This is a genomic window from Curtobacterium luteum (genome assembly GCF_001475545.1).
Taxonomy (GTDB): domain Bacteria; phylum Actinomycetota; class Actinomycetes; order Actinomycetales; family Microbacteriaceae; genus Curtobacterium; species Curtobacterium luteum_A.
The window spans coordinates 1-16,690 of record NZ_LDQC01000065.1 but is presented as its reverse complement, the minus strand read 5'-3'; the positions used below and the strand labels follow the sequence as shown (position 1 = coordinate 16,690).

At 70.9% G+C, this 16,690-nt stretch carries 18 protein-coding genes; 7 read left to right on the top strand and 11 right to left on the bottom strand.

Annotated elements, in window-relative coordinates; translation table 11 throughout:
• Positions 1–289 precede the first annotated feature (289 nt).
• The 3 genes from NS184_RS11865 to NS184_RS11855 all read left to right on the top strand — a co-directional run bounded on the left by NS184_RS11865 (position 290) and on the right by NS184_RS11855 (position 2,545).
• The gene (locus NS184_RS11865) at positions 290–511 is read left to right on the top strand and encodes a hypothetical protein (RefSeq protein ID WP_058726319.1); all 222 of its coding nucleotides are present in this window, start codon (positions 290–292) and stop codon (positions 509–511) included.
• Between the two features lie 497 nt (positions 512–1,008).
• On the top strand, positions 1,009–1,239 hold the full coding sequence (locus NS184_RS11860; protein ID WP_058726318.1) for a helix-turn-helix domain-containing protein: 231 nt from the start codon (positions 1,009–1,011) through the stop codon (positions 1,237–1,239).
• Complete coding sequence (locus NS184_RS11855) at positions 1,232–2,545, top strand: type II toxin-antitoxin system HipA family toxin (RefSeq protein ID WP_058726323.1); 1,314 nt, start codon at positions 1,232–1,234, stop codon at positions 2,543–2,545. The genes NS184_RS11860 and NS184_RS11855 overlap by 8 nt, the downstream gene beginning before the upstream one ends.
• Before the next feature lie 21 nt (positions 2,546–2,566).
• On the opposite strand, the gene NS184_RS11850 is transcribed toward NS184_RS11855, so the two are convergent.
• Complete coding sequence (locus NS184_RS11850) at positions 2,567–3,604, bottom strand: LLM class flavin-dependent oxidoreductase (RefSeq protein ID WP_058726317.1); 1,038 nt, start codon at positions 3,602–3,604, stop codon at positions 2,567–2,569.
• A 417-nt stretch (positions 3,605–4,021) separates the two neighbouring features.
• Here NS184_RS11850 and NS184_RS11845 point away from each other — a divergent pair, with 417 nt between their 5' ends.
• On the top strand, positions 4,022–4,981 hold the full coding sequence (locus NS184_RS11845) for a TerC/Alx family metal homeostasis membrane protein (protein ID WP_058726322.1): 960 nt from the start codon (positions 4,022–4,024) through the stop codon (positions 4,979–4,981).
• Here NS184_RS11845 and NS184_RS11840 read toward each other — a convergent pair.
• The 5 genes from NS184_RS11840 to NS184_RS11820 form a co-directional block, all read right to left on the bottom strand.
• Positions 4,883–6,250, bottom strand: coding sequence for a lipopolysaccharide biosynthesis protein (locus NS184_RS11840; RefSeq protein ID WP_058726316.1), 1,368 nt, complete (start codon positions 6,248–6,250; stop codon positions 4,883–4,885). The genes NS184_RS11845 and NS184_RS11840 overlap by 99 nt on opposite strands.
• 295 nt (positions 6,251–6,545) lie before the next feature.
• Positions 6,546–7,190, bottom strand: a complete 645-nt coding sequence (locus NS184_RS11835) for a PepSY domain-containing protein (protein WP_058726315.1) — start codon at positions 7,188–7,190, stop codon at positions 6,546–6,548.
• A 79-nt stretch (positions 7,191–7,269) separates the two neighbouring features.
• Positions 7,270–8,583, bottom strand: a complete 1,314-nt coding sequence (locus NS184_RS11830) for a sensor histidine kinase (RefSeq protein ID WP_058726321.1) — start codon at positions 8,581–8,583, stop codon at positions 7,270–7,272.
• A gap of 34 nt (positions 8,584–8,617) precedes the next feature.
• Entirely contained in the window at positions 8,618–9,295 is a 678-nt protein-coding gene (locus NS184_RS11825) for a response regulator transcription factor (RefSeq protein WP_058726314.1), read from the bottom strand.
• 131 nt (positions 9,296–9,426) lie between these two features.
• Entirely contained in the window at positions 9,427–11,091 is a 1,665-nt protein-coding gene (locus NS184_RS11820; RefSeq protein WP_058726313.1) for an HAD family acid phosphatase, read from the bottom strand.
• Between the two features lie 208 nt (positions 11,092–11,299).
• Here NS184_RS11820 and NS184_RS11815 point away from each other — a divergent pair, with 208 nt between their 5' ends.
• Both NS184_RS11815 and NS184_RS11810 read left to right on the top strand, forming a co-directional pair.
• Positions 11,300–11,695 (top strand): hypothetical protein, encoded by a 396-nt coding sequence (locus tag NS184_RS11815; RefSeq protein ID WP_058726312.1) that lies wholly within the window; start codon positions 11,300–11,302, stop codon positions 11,693–11,695.
• 218 nt (positions 11,696–11,913) lie between these two features.
• Positions 11,914–13,863 carry a potassium transporter Kup gene (locus NS184_RS11810; protein ID WP_058726320.1) on the top strand — a complete coding sequence of 650 codons (1,950 nt, stop codon included), beginning with the start codon at positions 11,914–11,916 and terminating at the stop codon, positions 13,861–13,863.
• Positions 13,864–13,898: 35 nt separating this feature from the next.
• Here NS184_RS11810 and NS184_RS11805 read toward each other — a convergent pair whose 3' ends face one another.
• From NS184_RS11805 to NS184_RS17905, 3 genes are all read right to left on the bottom strand, one after another.
• Positions 13,899–14,774, bottom strand: coding sequence for a DUF808 domain-containing protein (locus NS184_RS11805; protein ID WP_058726311.1), 876 nt, complete (start codon positions 14,772–14,774; stop codon positions 13,899–13,901).
• Positions 14,775–14,894: 120 nt separating this feature from the next.
• Entirely contained in the window at positions 14,895–15,020 is a 126-nt protein-coding gene (locus NS184_RS18900) for a hypothetical protein (protein ID WP_275935031.1), read from the bottom strand.
• Between the two features lie 75 nt (positions 15,021–15,095).
• Entirely contained in the window at positions 15,096–15,308 is a 213-nt protein-coding gene (locus tag NS184_RS17905) for a hypothetical protein (RefSeq protein WP_152998190.1), read from the bottom strand.
• A gap of 63 nt (positions 15,309–15,371) precedes the next feature.
• Here NS184_RS17905 and NS184_RS11800 point away from each other — a divergent pair, with 63 nt between their 5' ends.
• On the top strand, positions 15,372–15,635 hold the full coding sequence (locus NS184_RS11800) for a hypothetical protein (protein WP_058726310.1): 264 nt from the start codon (positions 15,372–15,374) through the stop codon (positions 15,633–15,635).
• Positions 15,636–15,676: 41 nt separating this feature from the next.
• On the opposite strand, the gene NS184_RS11795 is transcribed toward NS184_RS11800, so the two are convergent.
• Positions 15,677–16,108 carry a glyoxalase gene (locus NS184_RS11795; protein ID WP_058726309.1) on the bottom strand — a complete coding sequence of 144 codons (432 nt, stop codon included), beginning with the start codon at positions 16,106–16,108 and terminating at the stop codon, positions 15,677–15,679.
• A 162-nt stretch (positions 16,109–16,270) separates the two neighbouring features.
• On the bottom strand, positions 16,271–16,690 hold a 420-nt coding region (locus NS184_RS11790), incomplete at its 5' end, for a TetR family transcriptional regulator (protein ID WP_083513659.1).

Below are 16,690 nucleotides of genomic sequence, written 5' to 3'. Positions count from 1 at the left end.
TCGGCGACGACCAGGAGGCCCGTGTCGAGTCCGTCGAGCAGGGTCGCCGCCTCCGCCGCGCCGCGACTCCCCGTCTCCTCCTCGACCGTGAAGAGCGCGCCGACCGCGCTGCCGGAGGGTGCCGCGTCGAGGGCGGCCCCGCGTCGCCCCGGCACCCCCGGGATCCTCTGATGGTCGGCATGACGGACCTCGGCAGGAACCCGCAGCTCGCCATCACCTGTTCCGCCTCCGCGACGGGCTGACCGTCGACGCCTACCGCGAGTTCAGCCGCACCACCGTCCGGCCCGGCGTGCTCGTCATGCCGTCGGTCATCGGTTTCCTCGACCACCGCGTCGTCGGCGGTCTGACCCCGACCGACGGCTGGGAACTGGTCGAGGTCATCGTGATCAGTTCCCGCGGCGACTTCGAGCACGAGAACGCGACGATCGGCGCCGCACTCGCCACGGAGTGGGAGACCTGGGTGGCGGACTTCCGCGTGCTGTTCCTCGACGACCTCGTCGGGTCTCCGTGACACCGACACACCGTCGTCGCGTCGCTGTCGTGGACTGGAGGCATGACGAACCAGACCGACCACAACGCCAGGACCCCTGCCGGCGGGCGACGTGCACGTCGGCGGCGTCGACGTGTTCGACTTCGCCGAGGACGGTCGGGTGGCACGGGTCTGGTCCGCGGGCGGCCAGCGGAGCATGCGTGCCTCACGCCGCTGCTCTCGCGTCCGGTGGAGGAGCTCGCGGCGGTCACGGAGGCCGCGGCGCGCGCGGTGGTGAGCGGCTGACGCCGGGTACCAGCCACAGCAGGGAGGCACGACATGCATCCCATGCGTGTCGTGCCTCCCGGCTGCTTCCTCGTCGGCCCACGGTGGTCGCGTAGCGGGCGATGCGGAAATCAGCATCGTGCGGACCTGATGTGGGAATCAGCATCGTGCGGACGTGATGTGGAAATCAGCATCGCAGGCGCTTGATGCGGAAAACAGCATCGCTTAGGCTTGATGAGAGAAAGGTACTCATCATGCGAAGCGCAGTCATCCGGGATGCCGGGATCCTCGGGGACCTCTTGGTCGAACTCCGCACCGAGGCGGGATTGAGTCAGCGGGAGCTCGCAGAGCGGCTCGGAGTGAGTCAGCGGTACGTCGTGGAGCTCGAACAGGGCAAGCAGACGAAGTCGATCGAGCGGCTGCTCGCGTTCGTCAAGACGACCGGGGGCGCGCTGTACCTCGAGCTCGGCGGCGATGATGCGTGAGCTCCGGATCGACCTCTACGGGGTCCGTGTCGGCACGCTCGCAGGGGAGCGCGAACGGTTCGACTTCTTCGCTCACGAGGAGGGGATGCGGCGATTCGGGGTCGGCGCGACCGTGTTGTCGGTCGCGGTGCCCCTGCTCCGGACCACGCGCCGGAGCCGTGTCGGTCTCCATCGGAGGCGCGCCTTCTTCGAGGAGGTCCTCGCTGAGGGCGGTGTCCGGCGAACGCTCGCCGAGAACGCACGGCTCGACCCCGACAACACCATGGGCCTGCTCGCTCGGTACGGACGCGACACGGCCGGGGCGCTTCAGATCTGGGACGAGAACGACCCCGCGGAGCCCCGCACGGCGGAGGCGCGCCCGGTGTCCGCTGCCGACGTGAAGACGATGTTCCGCGCGGTGAAGGCTGCTCCACTCGGCAACACGGGACGCCGACGTGTCTCGAGTCTTGCGGGCATGCAGGACAAGGTCCTGCTCGTCCGGACCGCGGATGGTTGGGCCGAGCCGCTGGACGGCTTCCCGTCGACCCACATCCTCAAACCGATCAACCCGCAGACGCCCAGCCTCGTCTTCGACGAGGAGTACGGCTCACGCTTCGTCCGCGCGCTCGGGCTGGCGTCCTTCAGTACGACGATCGAATCCTTTGACGGGGTGAACGCGCTCGTCATCGAGCGGTTCGACCGGGACGCCGACGGGGAGCGGGTGCACCAGGAGGACTTCAACCAGGCGCTGGGCAACATCGGGGACCGCAAGTACGAGGATCCCGGAGAGACTGACCGGCTCCGGGCGATCGCGGGCGTGCTGCGCGCCGGAGCCGCTGAGTCCGACCTCCACGCGCTCCTGCGGATGACGGCGCTGTCAGTCGTCCTCCGGAACTACGACATGCACGCGAAGAACATCGCGCTGCTGCACCCCGACGTCGGCGACATCGCGCTGGCGCCCATGTACGACGTCATCCCTTCCGCGCATCTGGAGGTCACACCCGAGTTCGCGCTCGCCGTCAACGGCCGGCGACGAGTCGAGGAGGTTTCCCTCATGGACGTCGTCGAGGAGGGTCGCTCCTGGGGAGTGCGCAAGGCTCTGGACATCGTCCGCTCCACCGCCGAACAGGTCGTCGCGACCGCACGGGACGAACGACCGCACCCGGGCGCGCACGGTGGACTGGACTCGGCCGTGGAAACGGCCGGGACGACGCTGCTCGACCGGCTCACCCGGGATCGGGGCACCGCCCCGGAGGCCACGACTTCGCGTGTCGGCGGCAGGCCGTACCCACAGTCGCCGGGCGGCTGGGGCGGACCGGTTCCCTGAGGGCGGCGCGTCCGCCGCGGCTCAGCGGGGTGACGAGCCGTCGGACCTCGGACTCCACCCGAGCGCCGGACCGAGGTGCTCGGCGATGTCGCCGACGATCTGGGCGTGGTCGTCCGCCTCGAAGGAGAAGGGGAGCGCGAAGGCGACCTCGGTGGCGACCTGGTACCCGGCGTCCGCGCGCAGACGCTCGGCGATCTCCGCGGACGTCCCGACGAGGTCGGCGGCGAACAACAGGCCGGCGGGACCCTGCGGCACGCCGACGCGGCCGGACCGGGATTCGGCGTACGCGCGGTACCGGGACACCTGCTCAGGCGATGCGCTGTCGGTCGGGATCACGACGAGGCCCTGCGAGACCCGTGCGGCACCGGGGTCGGGGTGCGCCTCGAGGTAGGCCTCGACCTGGGCGCGCTGGTTCGTGGCGAAGTCGGTGCCGACCTCGCTCCGGGTCACGCTCGACGTGAGCAGGTGGAAGCCGTTCTGCGCGGCCCAGACCGCGGACCGCGTGCTTCCCGTGCCGTACCAGAGCCGGTCGGCCAGGCCGGCACTGTGCGGCTGCACGGACGTGTCGAACTCCTCGATGCCCCGCCGTTCGGCGGTGCTCGTCACCGGGTCGCCGCGGACGAGGTCGCGGAACCGCAGGAGTCGTGCCTCGCTGAAGTCCTCGAGCTCGGCGGTGTCGGGGTGGATCGCCTCACGGTAGAGGTCGTAGTGCATCGGTTTCCCGGACGAGAAGCCGGGCTGCAGCCGACCGCCGAGGAGCACGTCGACCGTGCCGAGGTCCTCTGCGAGCCGGAACGGGTTCTCGGCACCGATGGGCGTGACCGCGGTGCCGAGGGCGATGCGGGAGGTTCGCTGCGACGCGGCCGCCAGCAGTGCGACGGGGGAGGAGATGCCGTGCTGCAGGTGGCGGTGCCGCAGCCAGGCGCTGTCGTACCCGAGGGCCTCGGCGCGCTCGATCACGCGGAGGGTCTCCTCGTGGCCGAGGGCCGGCCGTGCCGGGTCGAACGACCCGATCGTGAGGAATCCGAGTCGTCCGAGGGGTTCACCGTCGCGGGGCATGCGTCGATCGTCGCAGAAACGGCTCCGCTGCACCGGGCGGACGGTGTGGCCCCCGTTCTGGGTAGACAGATCGGTTTGTCGGCACTTCGGCGGACCGCTAGGGTCGTGGGCAGACGAACCGCACCCGACCGGTCCGACCCGAACACACCGGGGTTCGTCACCGCGATGCCGTCCCGGCCCTCGAGCCACCCTGCTCGGGCCGGGACGCCGCTCGCGCCGTCCGGCCACACGCCCGCACGCCGTCCGGCCACACGCCCGCGCGCCGTCCGTCCTGCGTCGTCGGTGCACCGGACCTGAACGGTTCCACGGGTAGGATCGCGCAGGTGCCGCACGGCCCACCAGCCGGGTGGACCGGGAGGTCGGCCACGGAAGGATCGTCGCGTGCCGGACCTGCCCATCGCGTTCGAGATCGGGTCGATGGTCGTCGTCGTCGCGATCCTGCTCGCGGACCTCGTGATCGTCTCGCGCCGCTCGCACGAGCCGACGATGAAGGAGTCCGGGCTCTGGGTCGGCTTCTACGTCGGCCTGGCGCTGCTGTTCGCCCTGGCGATGCTGGTGTTCGCCGGTGGCGACGCGTCGGGCCAGTTCCTCGCGGGCTGGCTGACCGAGTACAGCCTGAGCATCGACAACCTGTTCGTCTTCGTCATCATCATGGCGCGGTTCGCCGTCCCGAAGCCGATCCAGCAGGCGGTGCTCATGATGGGCATCATCATCGCGCTCGTGCTCCGCGGGGTCTTCATCCTGCTCGGTGCCCGGCTCATCGAGGACTTCTCCTGGATCTTCTACCTGTTCGGAGCGTGGTTGATCTGGACCGCGATCCAGCAGGTGCGCGAGGACCACGACGACGAGGACCAGGAGGACAGCTTCATCGTCCGACTGCTCCGCCGACGGGTGCGGGTCACCGACACGTACGACGGCATCCGGCTCCGCACGCACGTCGACGGGCAGCGGCACTTCACGCCGATGCTCGTGGTGCTCGTCGCGATCGGCACCACCGACCTGCTGTTCGCACTCGACTCGATCCCGGCGATCTTCGGCATCACGGAGAGCGCGTTCATCGTCTTCACCGCGAACGTCTTCGCGCTCATGGGCCTGCGGCAGCTGTACTTCCTGCTCGGTGGGCTGCTCGAGAAGCTGGTCTACCTCAAGTACGGCATCGCCCTGATCCTGGCGTTCATCGGCGTGAAGCTCGTCCTGCACGCGCTGCACGAGAACGAGCTGCCGTTCCTCAACGGCGGCGAGCACGTCGCGTGGGCCCCGGAGATCGGGACCTGGACGTCACTCGCGGTGATCGTCGTCGCGATCGGTGGCGCGACCCTCGCGAGCCTCGTGCGGATGCGGCACGACGACGTCGAGCGCCGGCCCGTCGGGCGCTGACGCCGTCTCCGGCTCGGGGCGCACGGCCGTCCGTCGCAGGCCCAGTGCGACGACCGCCACGAGGTTCACCGCGCTGCCGACGAGGAACCCGGTGCTGCCCGCGGCGACACCCGCCGCAGGGGCGAGCGCAGCCATGAGCGCGACGCCGACGACGAACCCGGTGACCGACGCGAGCGCCACCTGCCGCGACCGTCCGGCCGCGAGCAGCAGGGCCGCGGGGACGAGCGACATCGTGAACACCCACACGCCGAGCACGAGGTACCGGAGGTCGGCGACCGCAGCCGCTCCCTCGTCCGGGTAGAACAGCGGCAGGTACCAGTCGGCGAGCAGTGCCACCAGGCCGAAGAGCACGGCGGTCACGGCGCCGAAGCCGATGACGAATCGGAGCGTCCTCGGCGCGCGGAGGGAGGACGCCGCTCCCCGGTGCGCGAACGCCGGGACGACCACCTGCGCCACGGCCTGGCCGACCATCGACGCGGGCGTCGCGAGCGAGAACGCCGCCGCGTACACGCCGGCGTCGTGCGGCGTCGTGGTGACCTGCGCGCTGATCATGCTGAGCTGCAGCAGCCCGTTCGTCGTCAGGCCGGCCAGGACGTTCCACGCGGCGAAGCGCAGGACGCCACGCGTCGGTTCGGACCCGGCGACGGCGTCGTCCCCGCTGGTCGCCGCCCCCCGAGGCCAGCACGCGACGGCGAAGACCGCGTAGCCGATGCCGAGCGGCAGGAGGACGAACGGCTCGGCCCGCGTGACGCACGCGAGGACGAGCAGACCGAGGGTCAACAGACTCGTCAGGCCGTCCCAGGTGGCGACACGTCGCGGTCGGTCGTAGCCGAGCTGCGCTCCGCGGGCGTAGCAGTACAGCCCGTAGCCCACGACGACGGCGACCCCGCCGACGACGCTGCCCGGACCGTTCCCCCATGCGAGGGCGACCGGGACCGTGACGGCGGCGAGGACGAGCGAGGAGAGGAGCATCGATGCGCCGAGCAGTCGGGTCACAGCGGTGTCCGAGCGTGCCGCCCGCAACGCGATCGCGAGCGAGCGCGAGGCGGTGTTGCCGGCAGCGGTCGGCCACAGGAGCGCCGCGAAGACGCCGAGCGACAACAGCGCCGACGACTGACCGAGGACCTCGGTGCCGAAGACCCGACCGATGACGACCGTGGCGAGCAGCTTCGTCGCCCCCTGGACGCCGATGCCGACCGTCGAGAGGATCGCCGCGGAGGCGACGCCGGACCGGGAGGTCGCGGCGGCGGTCGTGGGATCGCTGCTCACGAGTACTGGAGCGTACCGATGCCCGCCCGGGAGTCTGCGGCGCGGACACCGGGAGCCGGCGGCGCGAGCCCGCGGTTCCCGGGGGCTCGCGCCCAGGTGGCTCAGCGTCGTCGTCGGCTGGACAGCAGCCCGCCGAACACGACGGCCACCGCAACGCAGAACATGACGAGCGTCGGGACGTCGAAGCCGTCCAGGTTCATGGTGTCTCCTCCGGGTCGGTTCCGACGGTAGACACCGGGAGCTGTGGGCGATGGGTGTTTCCGAGTCCGAGCCTGAGCACTCGTCGAGGCGTCGGTCAGTCGTCCGTGTCGACGGTGTTCGTCACGACCGCGCCGGTTCCGGCGTCGATCCGGACGCTGTGCTGCGTGCCGTCGGTGCCGATGACGTCCGCCTCCCAGACGACCGCGCGCTGGTGGTCGTCCAGCCCGAGCTCGGTGACGGTGCCGGGGACGACGTCCACGACCTTCGCGGCGGCCTGCACGGCGTCGAGGTCCGCGGCGTCCACGAACCGGCGGTTCTCGGTGACGTCGTCGGGGTCGGTGGCCTCGACGGTGGGGCCCGCCGTGACGCGTGCGCCGGCGGCGTCGGTGTGCACCTCGTGCTCGGCGCCGTCGCGGTCGACGACCGTGACCTGCCACGAGGAGCCTCCGGCCTCCTGCTCGACCGCGATCACCGCGCCCGAGCCGACCGCGGCGCGTGCGGTCGACACGGCGGCGCGGAGGGCCGACCCGTCCGTCGTCGCGGCGTCGGCGGTCGCGCTGGCCGAGGGTGCGGACGAGCGCTCGGCGGCCGCGGAGGATCCGCTGCTCGATCCGCTGTCCGAGGAGCCGGTGTCCGAGGAACCGGTCGAGCACCCGGCGAGACCGAGGACGAGCGCGAGGGGGACCGCGGCGACGAGGGCGGTGCGACGGGCGGTGGCGGGGAAGCGTGTGGTGTCCATGCCGAGAGTGTCGCGAGCAGGCGCTGAAGCCACCCTGAAGCCCCCTGGGACCGAGCCCTGCGAGTGGATCCGGCCCGCGTCAGTCCGACGCGGGCAGCCGCACGACGAACCGCGCCCCGCCACCCGGGGCGTCCGACACCGCGACGCTCCCGCGGTGCGCCCGCACCACGTCGTGCACGATCGCCAGCCCGAGCCCCGACCCGCCGGCGTCACGCGCCCGGCCCTCGTCCAGCCGGACGAACCGCTCGAACACGCGCCCACGCTGCTCGACGGGAACGCCCGTGCCGTCGTCGTCGACGGTCAGCACGACCTCACGAACGTCGACGGCGAGGCCGAGGACCACCCGCGACCGTGCGTGCCGAGCGGCGTTGTCGACGAGGTTCCGCACCACCCGACCGAGCAGCACCGGGTCGCCGGACGCACGCGCTGCCCCCACCGCACCCACGTCGACCGTCACGCCGAGGCCACGCAGCCGTGCCGCCTCGGCGAGCACGACGTCGTCGAGGTCCACCGCGGTGTCCCGTTCCACCCCGCGTTCGTCCACCCGTGTGAGCAGCAGCAGCGAGGTGACGAGGTCCTCCAGCCGGGCACCCTCGTCGAGCACGATGCCGGCGAGTTCGTCGGTGTCGGTCACCTCGGGATGTGCACGGGCGAGCTCGGCGTGCTGCCGGATCGTCGCGAGCGGGGACCGGAGCTCGTGGGAAGCGTCGGCGACGAACCGGCGCTGGACCTGCTGCGACCGCTCGAGCCGACCGAGCATGCGGTTCATCGTGGCCGCGAGCCGGTCGACCTCGTCCCCGCTGCCCGGCTCGGCGACGCGGGCGTCCAGGGTGGTGGCCGCGATCGCGTCGACCTCACGCCGCATCCGGTCGACCGGCCGCAGGGCCCGGCCGACGACGACGAAGGTCACCCCGGCCATGAGGAGCACCGCGACGGGCACGGCGACCGTGAGGAGCACCGAGACCTCCGCGGTCGCGGCGTCGGCGTCGGCGAGCGACGCACCGACGACGAGCGTCGCCTCACCGCCGCCCGGCAGGTCGACGTCGTCGGTGGCCAGGAGCCAGGCCTCGCCGTCGTGTCGGTACCGCCTCCCGTCGGCTGCGGGGAGCGGCGGCCCGTCGGCGTCGTCCCCGTGCGCGAGCACCCGGCCACCGGAGAGCACCTGCACGAGCAGGTCGTCGTCCTGGTCGGACACGACGGACGGCCCGTCGGCCTCGATCCGGGTGGTGAGGGTGTCGAGGCTCTGTTCCGCGGTCGCCTGCACGCCGCCGACGAGCGAGGTCCGGAGCACCCAGACGAACGCCACGGCGCCGATGACGAGGGCGACCGCGATCACCACCGCGGCGCCGATGGTCGCGCGTGCCCGGATGCTCGCCCGGCGACGCGGAACCACCGACCCGGCGGACCCGGCAGGCCCGGCCCGCCGATCAGCCACCGTCGGCGTCGAGGCGGTAGCCGGCCCCGCGGACGGTCTCGATCGCGGCGCGTCCGAACGGCCGGTCGACCTTCCGGCGGAGGTGCCCGACGTACACCTCGACGATGTTCGGGTCGCCCTCGAACGCCTCGTCCCACACGCCCGCGATGACCTCGGACTTCGAGCGGACCTGCCCCGCGTGCCGCATGAGGTACGCGAGCACGGTGAACTCGCGGCTGGTGAGGTCGAGCAGCGTCTCGCCCCGCCACGCCCGTCGTTCGGCGGGGTCGAGTCGGAGGTCGCCCGCGGACAACACCGTCGGGCGCTCCCGCGAGCCACGCCGGACGAGCGCACGGAGCCGCGCGACGAGCACCGGGTAGGAGAACGGCTTCGTCACGTAGTCGTCGGCACCGCCGTCGAGCGCGTCGACCTGGTCCCACTCGCCGTCCTTGGCGGTGAGCATGAGCACGGGCGTCCAGTTCCCTTCGGCACGAAGGGTCTCGCAGACCTTCCACCCGCTCATGCCCGGCATCATCAGGTCCAGCAGGATCGCGTCGTAGGGGTGCTCGCGGGCGTACCAGAGGCCGTCGACCCCGTCGTGGGCGACGTCGACCGCGAAGCCCTCGGCCTCGAGCCCGCGGCGGATGCCGTCGGCGAGCCGGACCTCGTCGTCGACCACGAGTACGCGCACGCCGTCAGCCTGTCGGAGCCGCCTGAAGCGGTGCTGAAGCGGTCGGGGTCGGGGTCGCGACGCGACCCGGAACGGACTGGAGGCACGGTGCCGGCTGGCACCGTGCCTCCAGTCCGACCGCTGGTCGCGGATCAGGGCAGGTAGTACGTCGGGTTCGGCAGCTTGACGCTCCGGTCGGCGGAGCCGCCGATCAGGTCGCTGTACTGGTCACCGAAGTTCGCCACGATGTCGTACCGACCCCCGGACCGGGACTCGATGTGCGCCCGGGTCTGCGACTTGTACTCGATCGTGGTGCACTTGGCCGTCGCGCACGAGATGTACGACGGCTGCTGCGACGTGCCCGTACCGGTCCACTTCGTGTAGTACGTGCGGTTGCCGTCCTGCTCGGCGGCGAACTGCGGGTAGCCGACCTTCTGCAGGTTCTCGATCGTGGCGGTCTGCTGCGCCTCGTTGCGACCGGTGAGCCCGATGATCGTGCAGCCCGAGCGCTCCGCGACGGAGACGAGCGAGGTCATCGACGGGGTGGCCGGGAAGCGCTCGTCCTGCACCCACTCGTCCTGAAGCGCCGGGTCGAACACGAAGTGCATGTCCGCGACCTCCATGTCGTACGTCCAGAGCGTGGTGTCGTCGGCGTCGAGGACGATCGCCGGGTTGCGGTGCTGCCTCGACGCGACGGAGCACTGCGCGGCGACGAGGGGAGCCTGCTTCCGGACGATCGACCGCATCTCACGGATGTACGGGCTGTCGGTCTTGTCCGCGATCCCGGTGCCGGGGTCGCCGTAGTACGTGGCGATGGTCTTCTTGACGGAGTCGATGTTCGGGATGCCCTCGCCGCCCTGCGTCGCACCGGACGAGCCGTCGGCCGCCATGCGGAAGTGCGTGCGCGGTGCGAGCCGGGGTTCGCTGACCCCGGGGAGGTCGGCGGAGGGGAGGTAGTAGGTCGGGTTCGGCAGCTTGACGTGCTCCTGGGCGTACCCGCCCTGCAGGTCGGACCACTGGTCGCCGAGGTTGTCGACGATCGTGTAGCCGAGGTCCTGTTCGATGTGCTTCCGGGTCAGGGCCTTGTACTCCACCGTCGTACACGAGGCCGCAGCACACTGCACGTACGACGGCTGCTGCGACGCACCCTTGCCGGTCCACTTCGTGAAGTAGTGGTCGGACGTGAAGCCCTGGTACCCGACCTTCTCGAGGTTGGCGAGGGTCGCAGCCTTCTGGTCGTCGTTGCGGCCGGTGAGCCCGAAGATCGTGAAGCCCATCGCCTTCGCGGTGTCCACGTAGGAGACCATCGCGGGCACGGCCGGGAATCGCTCGTCCTGCACCCAGACGTCCTGCTCGGCCGGGGTGAACACGAAGTGCATGTCCCCGACCTCCATGTCGTACGTCCAGAGCGTGGTGTCGTCGGCGTCGAGGACGATCGCGGGCTTCTGGTGGCGTGCGACCGCTCGGCGGTACTCCCCGCGGAGCTCCTTCGTCTGCTTGGTCATGATCGACCGCATCTCGCGGATGTACGGGCTGTCGGTCTTGTCCGCGATCCCGGTGCCGGGGTCGCCGTAGTACGTGGCGATCGTCTTCTTGACGGAATCGATGTTCGGGATGCCCTCGCCGCCCTGCGTCGCACCGGACGAGCCGTCGGCCGCCATGGTGAACGAGGTACGAGGGGTGAGCTGGCCGTCGTGGTGGCCGGGGTCGTGCGCGGGGTGCGCGCTGGCGGTGAACGAGCCGGTCAGGACGGAACCGGCGACGAGCGCTGCCGTGGTCGTGGTGACGAGCACGGCGCGGCGGATCGGGAAGGGCATCGGTGTCGCTTTCGATCGGAGTGTGGCCCTCGAAGGGGGCACGACGACGCTAGCTGGGAATCCGCCCAGAAGCCAGTACCAGATCGGTACTTCCCGAGGAGAGCGGTGTGGACCAGCACGGTTTCCGGACCGCCCCGGACAAACGTGCACTCCGTCTGTACGTTGTCAGGAAGATCGCTGAACGCGGTCGATGCAGAGGGAGCACAACATGGCCAACACGACTGGTCGTCCGACCACCGTCACCGTTTCGTTCATCATCTGGCTGGTGGTGATCCTGGCGAACATCCTGTCGGGCATCATCGGACTCGTCTCCGGCGGCAGCGCGGCAGCTGCCCAGGGCGTCGGCACCGCTCCGCTCGTCGGCGGCGCGATCTTCGCCTTCATCCTCGCGGTCGTCGAGCTGATCATCGTCTTCAAGATGCGCGACGGCCGGAACTGGGCGCGCATCGTGCTGCTCGTCATCGCGATCCTCCAGGTCATCGGCGTCGGTGTCGGCGCGGCCTCCGGTGGCAACGCCTTCGGCTTCATCGGTGGCATCGCGGTCATCGTCGCCACCATCCTGATGTTCGTCGGCGGCGCGAACGGCTACTTCCGCCGTCGCTGACGCGACCACGTCCTGACGGGAGGCGCGGTGCCGGCTGGCACCGCGCCTCCCGTCCGTCACCCGGTCGCGTCGGCGGGACGGGCGCGGAGCGCCACCGGTGGCCGGTCGCGGCGCGGCATCCGGCCGTCCATGTGCGCACGCTGCGAACGGCGCACCCCGCACGGTGCGAGGATGATCCGCGGCCGTCGCCCGGACGACCAGTGACGGAAGAGACGACGGTGACCGAGACCCGCGCTCACACACCCGCGACCGACACCGCCGAGGACGGCGGACACGGCCCCGCGAAGGGCGTCGCCGCGCTCGCGCTCGCCGCGCTCGGCGTGGTGTTCGGCGACATCGGCACGAGCCCGCTCTACGCACTCCGCACCGTCTTCACGATCGACGGCGGCATCGTCAAGGCGAACCAGGAGGACGTCTACGGCGTCATCTCGATGATGTTCTGGAGCGTCACGGTCGTCGTGTCGATCAAGTACGTCCTCGTCCTCATGCGTGCGGACAACAACGGCGAGGGCGGCGTCATGGCCCTCGCGGCGCTGGCCCGACGCCTCTACGCCAAGCGTCGGGGCGGTGCGACGATCTTCCTCGTCATCGGCATCGTCGGGGTCTCGCTGTTCTACGGCGACTCGGTGATCACCCCTGCGGTCTCGGTGCTCTCCGCGGTCGAGGGGCTGCAGACGGCGGCGCCGAGCATCGAGCACCTCATCGTCCCGATCGCGGCCGTCATCTTGATCGTGCTGTTCGCCGTGCAGCGCTTCGGCACGGGCAAGGTGGGCAACCTCTTCGGGCCGGTCATGCTCCTGTGGTTCGTCGTCATCGCGGCGGCCGGGGTGCCGCACATCCTCGCGCATCCCGGAGTCCTCCAGGGGTTGTCGCCGACGTGGGCGATCTCGTTCCTCGTCGCGCACCCGTACATCACGTTCGTCGCCATGGGTGCCGTGGTCCTCGTGATCACCGGTGCCGAGGCGCTCTACGCCGACATGGGGCACTTCGGCCGGAAGCCGATCCTGCGCGCCTGGTTCTTCGTCGTGTTCCCCGCGCTCGTGCTCAACTACCTCGGGCAGGCGTCGCTCGTGCTGAGCGACCCGTCGGCCGCGAAGGACCCGTTCTTCCTGCTCTTCCCGAGCGGCCTCCAGCTGCCCGTGGTGATCCTCGCGACCGCGGCCACCGTCATCGCCAGCCAGGCCGTGATCTCGGGGGCGTTCTCCCTCAGCCGGCAGGCCGTGCAGCTCGGGCTCCTGCCGCCGCTGACGATCCGCCAGACCTCGCGCGAGGAGGGCGGGCAGATCTACCTGCCGGCCGTGAACCTCCTCCTGTTCATCGGCGTGCTCGCGGTCATGCTCACGTTCCGGTCGTCGGCGAGCCTGGCGACCGCGTACGGCGTCTCCGTCACGGGTGCGCTCGTCGTCGACACGTTGCTGCTGCTCCTCGTCGTGAAGCCGCTCTGGCACTGGGCGACGTGGAAGCTCGTCCTCGCCGCTGTCGTGTTCGGCGGCCTCGAGCTGACGTTCCTCGCCGGCAACCTCTCGAAGATCGTGCACGGCGGCTGGGTCCCGCTCCTCATCGCACTCGCGGTCATCACCCTCATGACGACATGGCGCCGCGGACGGCAGCTCGTGCAGGAGGAGCGGAAGGAACGGGAGGGATCGCTCGCGGACTTCATCGAGAAGATCAACACGAAGGGCATCCCGCGGGTCCAGGGCATCGCGATCTTCCCGCACCCGAACAAGGAGACGACCCCGCTCGCGCTCCGGGCCAACGTCGAGCACAACCACGTGGTGCACCGGACCGTCATCATCGTGTCCGTCATCACCGCCAACGTGCCGCACGTGCCGCACGCGAAGGCGTTCTTCCGTGACGACCTCGGCTACGAGGACGACGGCATCGACCACATCACCATCACGTTCGGGTTCTCCGACGACCAGGACCTCCCGCGCGCCCTGCACGCCGCCTGCCTGGCGGAGGTGCTGGAGCTCGATCCGGACGACATGGCGAAGGCGTCCTACTTCATCTCCCGCGGCGCGCTCCGGCCGCAGCCCGGGAACCGCGGCATGGTCAGCTGGCGGAAGAAGCTCTTCGTCGGACTCGCCCACAACGCGGCCGATCCGGCGGCACGGTTCGGCCTGCCGGCGCAGCGCACCGTGACGATGGGCAGCGACGTCGAGCTCTGACGCGGCGGAACGCCCGGTCCGGTGAGGCCGGCCGCTCAGTGCGTGCGACCGCGCAGCCGTCCGACGCCGAGGACGATCCCGACGACGACCATCCCGAGCGCGAGCCCGAACACGGCCGAGATCGCCGTGTCGACGATCCACGTGACGACGGGTCCGGTCGCCTCGATGCCGTGCTCGACGGCGTGCAGCAGGTCGTACGGGCCGTGCCAGAACGTCTCGGCCAGGTTCTGGACCACCAGGTGCCCACCGACCCAGAGCATCGCCACGGTGCCGATGATCCCGATCACCCGGAACACGGTCGGCATCGCCCGGACCACGCGAGCCCCGGCGCGACGGGTCGAGCGGGACGGGTGCTTCATCATCTGGAGGCCGATGTCGTCGATCTTGACGAGCAGCGCCACCGCGCCGTAGACCGCGATCGTCATCACCAGGCCGATGACGAGCAGCGCGCCGACCGTCGGCCAGAAGCCGAGGTCGGGGTCGAGCCCGGCGAGGGCGATGAGCATGATCTCGGTGCTCAGGATGAGGTCCGTCCGGATCGCGCCGAACACGAGCTTCGGCTCCGTGGTGGGGGCCTCGGCGTCGGAGTCGTGGTGCGTGCCGAACCACTCGGTGACCTTCTCGGCGCCCTCGAAGCACAGGTACGTCCCGCCGATGAGGAGCAGCCACGGCAGCACCCCCGGTGCGAACGCGGACAGGAGGAGCGCCAGCGGGATGATGATGACGAACTTGTTGAACAGGCTGCCGAGGGCGATCCGCCCGACGACGGGGAGTTCGCGAGCGGGCGCGATGCCCTGGACGTACTGCGGGGTGACGGCGGCGTCGTCGATGACGACGCCGGCGGTCTTCGCGCTCGCCTTGAGCGCGGCGGACAGGATGTCGTCGACGACCGCGAGCAACCCCACTGACATGTTGATCTCCTCGGATCGTGTACGACCGCTCAGCCTAGCGGCCGGTGCCCGGCCGATCGACGACGGACGGGAGGCGCGGTGCCAGCTGGCACCGCGCCTCCCGTCCGTCTGCTGCTCGCGTCAGCGGCCCTCGTTGATGAGTCCGAGCCAGCGGCCGAAACGCTGTTCCGGCGCGTCGTGGAGCGACGGGACGGGGCGGCAGCGCTTCTCGTCGCGGTCGGTCGGCTGGGTGTCGGTCTGGATCATGGCTCGCTCCTCGTGAGATCGGTGTTCATGTGTACGCCGGAGCGGCTGGGTCCATTCCCGGGTCGCCCCGTCCGGTCACTCGACGTGGTCGGACGGCTCCTCGGTCTCGACGCCGGTCTCCGCCGCACGGTCGCGGAGGTGGTCGGCCATCGCGCCGGCGCCCTCGTGTCCGTGGTCGTGCTCGACCTGTTCGACGAGGCCGCGGAGCTTCTCCGCGTTGGTCGCTTCCTCAGCGCCGTCCATCACCGGGTGCTGCTGTTCTTCGGGTTCTCCGTGGTGTTCACTCATGCGCGGGACCGTACGCCCCGAGACCCTGATGCCGGGGTACAGGGCGCTCCGTATGCTCGCAACATGGCTGACTTCACCGCTGACCAGGCCGCCGTCGTCCGGATCGCGCGCACCGAGGAGGGGCGGTGGGACCTCGCCGTCGTGAGCGACAGCGGCGTCGTGATGGGCCGCGGCGTGTACCTCTTCGACGCCGAGCACGACGACGAGATGGACGAGATCACCGCCGCACGCGAGTTCGTCGGCCAGTACGGTCACGACTTCGCGCCGGACACCGTGCAGGAGGAGGCACCGGACACGTTCTGGGCGCCGCTCGTCGCTGCGGGGTGAGCCTCAGCGTCCGACGAGGCGGGAACCACGGCTGACGTCGCTCACTGCTCCTGCGCGTGCTCCCGCAGGGCTGACGCCTCGTACCCGACGAGCCACGTCACGCCGAAGGCATCGCGTACCTGGCCGTCCCAGTCGCCCCACGGTCGCTGCTGCAGGGGATCGAGGACGGTGCCGTCGACCGAGAGCGCCTCGAACCAGCGGGTCAGTGTCGCGGGGTCGGCGGCGCCGAGCAGCGAGAACAGCAGCCCGGTCGCCGTGAACGTCGTCTCACCCTCGGCAGCGTCGGCCGCGAACAGCTCGAGGTCGCCCGCGAGCTGTCCGTGCGCGACTGCGTCCGTCGGACCGTCGGTGCGGCTGAAGTCGGCGTAGGTCGCGATCCGGACCTCGCCGCCGAACACCTCCGACCACCGCTGCAGGGCCGCCCGGGCGGTGCCGGGGAGCTGGAAGTACGGCGACGGTCCCTTGACTCGCATGCGGGGAGGGTACTGGGGGCGGCGTCCCGCGTCCATGGTGGCCGATCTGGTGCGCCGTCCCCGGGGTTCGAGCACCGGATCAGCCGAGGACCGTGCGGGGATCCGATGGCGGCTCTCGCGAGGCGGCGCCGCCACGCGCCTCCAGGCCGTCGCGGTGTGCGTTCAGGCGGTCGCGAGCGCGGCCATCTCGGCCACCACCGCGCGCAACCGGTCGCCGAGCTCGACGGTGCTCGACACCGTGTCACGGTGCGCGACCTCGGAGAGCGCCGACATCACCAGGGTGACGACCGTCCGGGCCGTCTGCTCGTCCGTCCGGGTGGTCACGACCGCGAGCATCGCCTGCCGGGACTCGGCCATCCAGCGCATCACCATCGGGGTCATCTCCGGCCGGTGGACGAGCAGTTCCTTGGTGCGGCTCCGGTCGGAGGGCAGCGGGACGCTCCGCGCGACGAGTGTGCAGACGTCGTCGACGAGCCGGCCGCTGCCGTCGCGGAACGCCTCGGCGACGCGGTCGGGCGTGACGACGGTGTCGAGCCCGAGTGCGGCGTGCGCCTTCGACGTGAAGTAGTTGAAGAAGGTGCG